The 6,468-nt window shown below is 74.3% G+C and carries 8 protein-coding genes; all 8 read left to right on the top strand.

All coding sequences use genetic code 11. From position 1 onward, the window contains the following. Window positions 1-193: 193 nt before the first annotated feature. The gene (locus WCS02_RS15960; RefSeq protein ID WP_340295020.1) at window positions 194-1,366 is read left to right on the top strand and encodes a flagellar hook protein FlgE; all 1,173 of its coding nucleotides are present in this window, start codon (window positions 194-196) and stop codon (window positions 1,364-1,366) included. Between the two features lie 237 nt (window positions 1,367-1,603). Continuing rightward, complete coding sequence (locus WCS02_RS15955; RefSeq protein WP_340295018.1) at window positions 1,604-2,002, top strand: flagellar FlbD family protein; 399 nt, start codon at window positions 1,604-1,606, stop codon at window positions 2,000-2,002. Beyond that, window positions 2,002-2,787 carry a motility protein A gene (locus WCS02_RS15950; protein ID WP_340295016.1) on the top strand — a complete coding sequence of 262 codons (786 nt, stop codon included), beginning with the start codon at window positions 2,002-2,004 and terminating at the stop codon, window positions 2,785-2,787. The genes WCS02_RS15955 and WCS02_RS15950 overlap by 1 nt, the downstream gene beginning before the upstream one ends. Before the next feature lies 1 nt (window position 2,788). Further along, a complete protein-coding gene (locus tag WCS02_RS15945; protein ID WP_340295014.1) occupies window positions 2,789-3,670 on the top strand; it encodes a flagellar motor protein MotB in 882 nt (293 codons plus the stop codon). Window positions 3,671-3,754: 84 nt separating this feature from the next. Next, window positions 3,755-4,291 carry a flagellar basal body-associated FliL family protein gene (locus tag WCS02_RS15940; RefSeq protein WP_340295012.1) on the top strand — a complete coding sequence of 179 codons (537 nt, stop codon included), beginning with the start codon at window positions 3,755-3,757 and terminating at the stop codon, window positions 4,289-4,291. Window positions 4,292-4,369: 78 nt separating this feature from the next. Continuing rightward, window positions 4,370-5,284, top strand: a complete 915-nt coding sequence (locus WCS02_RS15935; protein ID WP_340295010.1) for a flagellar motor switch protein FliM — start codon at window positions 4,370-4,372, stop codon at window positions 5,282-5,284. Then, window positions 5,281-6,090, top strand: coding sequence for a flagellar motor switch protein FliN (gene fliN / locus WCS02_RS15930; RefSeq protein WP_340295008.1), 810 nt, complete (start codon window positions 5,281-5,283; stop codon window positions 6,088-6,090). The genes WCS02_RS15935 and fliN overlap by 4 nt, the downstream gene beginning before the upstream one ends. Further along, window positions 6,090-6,468: FliO/MopB family protein (locus WCS02_RS15925; RefSeq protein WP_340295006.1), on the top strand; the 379-nt coding region annotated here is incomplete at its 3' end. The genes fliN and WCS02_RS15925, both read left to right, overlap by 1 nt.

Raw genomic sequence — 6,468 nt, 5'->3', positions numbered from 1 at the left:
CAGGCGACCGCCCCGCCCGCGGCCCAGACCGCACCGCCGGCCGCGCCGCCGGCCCAGCCGACCACCCCGCCCGCCGACCCGCCTGCCACCACGCCGCCCGCCGGGACGGCCTGAGGTCCACCGGACCTGATCCACCGGACCTGACCCGCCCGACCGACCGTCCCCGCACCGCCCACGACCTCAGGAGGTCACCGTGCTCCGTTCCATGTTCTCCTCCATCAGCGGGCTCCGCTCGCACCAGACGATGATGGACGTCACCGGCAACAACATCGCCAACGTCAACACCGCGGGCTTCAAGTCCAGCCAGACCCTGTTCCAGGACACCCTGAGCCAGCTGCTCCAGGGCGCGGCGTCCCCCACCCCCGACCAGGGCGGCACCAACCCGGCGCAGGTCGGCCTCGGCACCCGGGTCGCGGGCATCACGACGAACTTCGGGCAGGGCGCGGCGCAGACCACGGGCCGCAGCACCGACCTCATGATCTCCGGCGACGGCTTCTTCGTCGTCGACAACGGCAACGAGCAGCTCTACACCCGAGCCGGCTCCTTCAGCTTCGACGCCGGCGGCCGCCTGGTCACCGCGGACGGCTCGCAGGTCCAGGGCTGGGGCGCCACCGACGGCGTCGTCGACACCAACGGCCCCCTCGGCCCGCTGACCCTGCCGATCGGCGTGCTGCTGCCCCCGGCCGGCACGACGAGCGTGACCATGGGCGGCAACCTGCCCGCGGACTCCGCGAGCACCCAGCCCGTCACCACCGCCATCGACGTCTTCGACGCCCAGGGCGCGGCCCGCAAGGTCACCGTCCAGTACACCCGCCTGAGCCCCACCCAGTGGTCGGTCACCGCCGTCGACGGCGGCACCACCGCCGCCGGCACCCTGACCTTCGCCGCCGACGGCTCCACGCCGACCCCGGCGACGCTCGCCCTGGGCGGGATCACCATCGACATGACCGGGATGACCGGCTACGCCAAGACCAACACCGCGGCAGCCCTCAAGCAGGACGGCTACGCCGTCGGCACGCTGTCCAGCTTCGGCGTCGGCCCCGACGGCGGGCTCGTCGGCGTGTTCTCCAACGGCCGCCGCGAGGTCCTCGGCCAGCTGGCCATGGCGACGTTCGCCAACCCGGCCGGCCTGGAGAAGGCGGGCGGGTCGATGTACCGGCCCAGCGTCAACACCGGCGAGCCGCAGGTCGGCGTCCCCGGCGACGGCCGCGGCACCCTGTCCGGCGGCATGCTCGAGATGAGCAACGTCGACCTGGCGCAGGAGTTCACCAACCTCATCATCGCCCAGCGCGGCTTCCAGGCGAACAGCCGCGTCATCACGGCCTCCGACGAGATCCTCCAGGACCTCGTCAACATGAAGCGCTGACCCAGGTCCCACCCGACCTGCCCGGGGGGCGGGCCGCCCGCGCGCGGCCCGCTCACCCGTCCGGGTGCAGGTACCCCCAGGACCTCATCCGTCCGGCGGTGCCGCCGATCCCTCACCCGCACCACCAGCACGAGCACGAGCACCAGCACGAGCACCACCAGCACCGCGCGCACGGCGCGCACCACGGACCGACGCGCCACGGACGGCGCGGCCACCCCCTCCACGGACGGACCTGACGTGATACGACTGACGAGGCTCAACGGGAGCGTCTTCTCCCTCAACCCGGACCTGATCCACCGGGCCGAGGAGACGCCGGACACCGTGCTGACCCTCATCGACGGCAGCCGCTACCTCGTGGTGGAGAGCCTCGAGCAGCTCGTCGACCTGGTTGTCGGCTACCGCGCCAGGGTCGTCGCCCAGGCCGGCCTGCTCGGCGAGGCCGCCCTCGGGGCGCCCGCCACGACGGCCCACGTCCGTCCCGTCCCCGACGACGACAGCGACGACGACAGCGACCACGACGGCCACGACGACGGCCACGACGGCCAGGACGACGACAGCCACAGCAGCCACGACAGCAGCCACGACCGCCGCCCGACGGGCGCCTCGGTCGTGCAGCTGCGCGCCAGGAGGGCGTGATGGACCCGCTCACCCTGATCGGCATCGTCGCCGGCTTCGCCGCGATCTTCGTCTCGACCACCCTCGAGGGTGGCAACCCGATGGCCATGTTCCTGCTGCCGCCCATGCTGCTCGTGCTCGGCGGCAGCGTCGCGGTCGGCATGGCCGGCAACACCATGGGCGACGCCGCCCGCTTCGGCAAGGACCTGGTCAAGGCCCTGTCCGGCAAGGCCGCCAAGCCCGGCGCCTCCGTGGAGACCGTCGTCGCGCTCGCCGAGCAGGCCCGGCGCGAGGGTCTGCTGGGCCTGGAGGACGCCGCCTCGCAGATCGACGACCCCTTCCTCAAGGAGGCGCTCGAGCTGGCCATCGACGGCACCGACCCGGAGGACCTCCAGGACGTGCTGTTCGGCAAGATCGAGGCCAAGCGCGCCTTCGACAAGGTCGGCGCCAAGTTCTACGCCGACATGGGGGCCTACGCCCCGACGCTCGGCATCGTCGGCACCGTGCTCGGCCTGGTCCACGTGCTGGAGCAGCTGTCGGAGCCGGAGAAGCTCGGCCACCTCATCGCGGCGGCGTTCCTGGCGACGCTGTGGGGCGTCATGAGCGCCAACGTCATCTTCCTGCCGGTCGCCGCGCGCCTCAAGCGCCTGTCCGAGCTGGAGACCGCGAGCATGGAGGTCGTCGTCGAGGGCGTGCTGGCGATCCAGTCCGGCGCCAGCCCCCGCATCGTCGCCCGCAAGCTCGGCAGCCTGCTGCCCCCGGGCAGCGCCAAGGCCGACAAGGCCGACAAGGCCAAGGCGGCGTGACGTGTCCGGGCACAAGGGCCGTCGCGGCGGCGGGCACGAGGAGGAGCACGAGAACCACGAGCGCTGGCTGATCTCCTACGCGGACATGATCACGCTGCTCATGGTGCTGTTCGTCGTCATGTTCGCCATCAGCAACGTCGACCAGAAGAAGTTCGCCGAGCTCAGCGCCGGCCTGTCCGCAGGCTTCGGGGCGCCCCGGTTCGTCGCCATGGACGGGGCGATCAGCCCGCTGTCCGGCGCCGGGCCGATGATCGACCCGATCAGCGTGGAGATCCCGCCCGTCGGCCCGCCCGGCGGCGACAGCACCGGCGAGGTGCCGGCGCAGGAGGAGGCCGAGAAGGCCGCGTCCGACCTGGCCGCCGCGCAGGCCGAGCTCGCCCGCCTCGACGACGTCGAGGCCCAGGCGCAGGCCGCGCTCGCCGCGGTCGGCCTGCAGGACCGCGCCGGGTTCCGCGTCACCGAGGAGGGGCTGGTCGTCGTCCTGTTCGCCGACGACGTGTTCTTCGCCAACGGCAGCGCCACCATCCAGCCGACGGGGGAGCGGGTCATCGACACCCTCGGCCCCGTCCTGCTGGGTGCCGGCAGCCCGGTGAGCGCCGAGGGCCACGCCAACCACCTGCCCGTCGGGGCCGGCTCGATCTACCCGTCCAACTGGGAGCTCTCCGCAGCGCGCGCCGCCGCGGTCGCCCGCCGCCTGGTGGAGGTCGAGGGGCTCCCCGCGAGCACCGTCGACGCCACCGGCTACGGCGACGCCCGCCCCCTGGTGCCGATCGCGGACCCGGCCTCGCTGACCACCAACCGGCGTGTCGACCTGCTCCTGCGCTCGAACGCCTCGCCCGAGGTCCGCGCGCTCCTGCCCACCCTCGACGCCACGCGCTCGTGAGCGTCGTGACCCCCGTGACCGGGCGCACCTTCGGCCCCACCCACCCCCCCACCCGTCGCACCACCGCACACCTGGAGGCCTGAGATGGCTGTCACCGACCGCGCCCTGACCGGCAAGCCCCCCGTGCCCGGACAGCGCAAGGGCGACCCCGTCGGCGGGGCCGACGAGGACGCGCCCGCGAAGGGCGGGAAGAAGAAGAAGATCATCGGCGCGGTGGTGCTGCTCGTCGCGCTCCTCGCGGCCGGCGCCGGCGCGTACTTCATGTTCATGGGCGGCGGTGGCGAGGAGGCCGCGGCCGAGGAGGCGGCCGCTGAGGTCGAGTACGAGCCGGGCCTCGTCGTCCCCCTGGAGCCCATCACCATCAACCTCGCCGACGGGCGCTACCTGCAGGTCGGCATCGCCCTGCAGGAGGCGGTCGCCGAGGGCGGCGGCGAGCACGCCGAGACCGACGGCAGCCAGGCGCTGGACATCCTCATCCACAAGCTGTCGGGCAAGCCGATGGCCGAGCTGGCGTCTGTCGAGCAGCGCGACGCCGTCAAGGCCGAGCTCGTCGAGGAGATCAAGCACGCCTACCACGACCACGTCTACGACATCTACTTCACGTCCTTCGTCATGCAGTGATCCCGGTCCCCGGCCCGCGACACGCGCGGGCCGGAGACGGGCGCTCAAGGTTCCACCCGTTCGGCCGATGACTCCTCCGTGCCGACAGACAGCCCGACCAGGACAGCGGCCCGCCGCCGCGGGGCCACCCCCGCGGCGGAGCTCGAGCCCTATGACTTCCGGCGACCGACCAAGCTCAGCCGCGAGCACGCCCGCGCGCTGCAGGTCGTCGCCGAGACCTTCGCCCGCCAGTGGGCGACGCAGTTCTCCACCATGCTCCGCGACGGGCAGGTCGAGCCCGGCTCGGTGACGCAGACGACGTACGGCAAGTACGTCGCCTCGCTGCCCGCCCCCTCCCTGCTCGTCGTCGTCGGCTCCGAGGAGCTGTCGGACTTCGTGCTCCACGTCGAGCACGAGCTGGCCATGGCCGCCGTCGACCGCCTGCTCGGCGGGCGCGGCGAGGCCGACCAGCCCGCCCGGCCGGCCACCCAGCTGGAGACCGCGCTGCTGCGCAGCCTGCTGGACCGCGTGGTCGCCGAGCTGCCCTACGCCTTCGCGCCGCTGGGCGCGCTCACGCCGGAGATCACCGGCCTGGAGACCAACCCGCAGTTCGCGCAGGTGGTCGGCCCCGCCGAGGCGCTCGTCGTCATCGACTTCGTCCTCACCGTCGGCGACGTCACCGGCGGCGCCACCCTGGCCGTCCCCTACGCCGCGCTGCAGCCGATGCTCAACCCGGACGGGGTCGACGAGCGCACGGTCGTGCGCACCAACCCCGCCGCCGAGCAGGGCCTGTCCGAGGTCCCCATGACCGTCGGCGCCCGGATGCGCGGCATCACGATGAGCAGCGACGACGTGCTCGCCCTCGCCGTGGGCGACGTCGTCCGCCTCGGCCACGCCTCCGACACCCCGCTGCTCATGGTGGCGGGCGACCGCGCCTTTGCCCGCGCCGTGCCGGCCAACCGCCGCAACAAGCTCGCCTGCCTGATCGTCGACCCCCGGAAGGACCGCTCGTGACCAGCTCCCCGACCGCCCGCACGACCGACAGCACCACTGCCCCGGCCCTCGCCGCAGCCTCCGCGGCGGCGGCGGTGCTGCCCCTGGGCGGCCCGGTCGCCCCGGTCACGGCCCCGCTGTCCGAGCTGGACGGCCTGGACAGCCACGTCGCGGTCACCGCCCGGTTCTCCGGCGCGGTCGACGGCACCGTCGCGGTCGTCCTGTCCGCCGGCGACCTGCTCGCCCTGTCCGGCGGCGAGACCGTCGACCCCGAGTGCTGCCGCCCGGCCCTGGAGGCCGCGTCGACCGCCCTCGGCCCGTGCGTGCTGTCCGCCCTGGACACCGTGTCCGCCCCCACGCTGCTGCAGACGCTGCGCGAGGCGGGGGAGCGGGCGCACCTGGCCCGCCTCGGCGACGACCCGGCCGACGCCGTCCACGTGGTCGTCGTCGTCGCCGACGCGCCCGCCCCGCCGGCCGAGGTCCCCACACCCCGGCGCAGCCCCGCCGACGGCGGCACGGGCAGCGGCACCACCGTCACCCCGCCCGCCGGCGGGCGCGGCGTGAGCGCCGGCGACATCGCCCGCGGCATGGGCATGCTCCGCGGCGTCCACATGGAGGTCACCGCCGAGATCGGCCGCACCCGGATGACCGTCCAGGAGCTGCTCGAGCTCGCCGCCGGCTCCGTGGTCGAGCTCGACCGCCCCGTCGGCAGCCCCGCCGACCTGCTCGTCAACGGCCGGCTCTTCGCCCGCGGCGAGGTCGTCGTCGTCGACGAGGACTTCGCCCTGCGCATCACCGAGATCGTCGAGCCGGACGACGCCGGCTGATGGAGACCGCCCAGATGCTGCTGCGCGCCGGCGGCGGCCTGCTCGCGGTGCTGGGGACCGTGTGGGTCCTCACCCGCGTGGTCGCCGCCCGCACCGGCACGGCGGGGTCCCCGCAGGCCGCCCGGCTGCGCGTCGTGGCCCGGGCGTCGCTCGGCCGCCACACCAGCGTGGTCAGCGTCGACGCCGGGGACCGCGTCCTCGTCCTCGGCGTCGGGGAGCACGGGGTCCGGCTGCTCGCCGAGCAGCCCGCGCTGCCCGAGCCGGAGCCCGTCGCCGAGGAGCGCGTCGAGGTGCTCGACCTGGCGCTGCCCACCGGCGCCGGCACCGGCGCCGGCACGGCCGCGCAGACGACCGGTCCGGCTGCCCCCAGTCGGATCG

Source organism: Aquipuribacter hungaricus (assembly GCF_037860755.1).
Taxonomy (GTDB): domain Bacteria; phylum Actinomycetota; class Actinomycetes; order Actinomycetales; family JBBAYJ01; genus Aquipuribacter; species Aquipuribacter hungaricus.
Note: the sequence above shows the minus strand (reverse complement) of the source record. Positions and strands in the feature narration are given on the sequence as shown.